This window comes from Helicobacter pylori, assembly GCF_011140715.1.
Taxonomy (GTDB): Bacteria; Campylobacterota; Campylobacteria; order Campylobacterales; family Helicobacteraceae; genus Helicobacter; species Helicobacter pylori_DA.
The window spans coordinates 1-510 of record NZ_SFZZ01000027.1 but is presented as its reverse complement, the minus strand read 5'-3'; the positions used below and the strand labels follow the sequence as shown (position 1 = coordinate 510).

1 protein-coding gene is annotated in these 510 nt (G+C 34.1%); it reads left to right on the top strand.

The genetic code is table 11. From position 1 onward, the window contains the following. Positions 1 to 510 (top strand): glycosyltransferase family 10 domain-containing protein (locus EWZ81_RS03310; RefSeq protein WP_240146740.1); only part of this gene is annotated, 510 nt, incomplete at both ends.

Sequence of the window (510 nt, the reverse complement as noted above, 5' to 3'; positions counted from 1 at the left end):
GAAAAACACTTTAGGCTATAATGTCAAAAACAAGAGCGAGTTTTTAAGCCAATACAAATTCAATCTGTGTTTTGAAAACTCGCAAGGCTATGGCTATGTTACTGAAAAAATCATTGACGCTTATTTCAGCCATACCATCCCTATTTATTGGGGGAGTCCTAGCGTGGCGAAAGATTTTAACCCTAAGAGTTTTGTGAATGTCCATGATTTTAAAAACTTTGATGAAGCGATTGATTACGTGAGATACTTGCACACGCACCCAAACGCTTATTTAGACATGCTCTATGAAAACCCTTTAAACACCCTTGATGGGAAAGCTTACTTTTACCAAAATTTGAGTTTTAAAAAAATCCTAGATTTTTTTAAAACGATTTTAGAAAACGACACGATCTATCACAATAACCCTTTCATTTTCTATCGTGATTTGAATGAGCCGTTAGTATCCATTGATGATTTGAGGGTTAATTATGATGATTTGAGGGTTAATTATGATGATTTGAGGGTTAATTA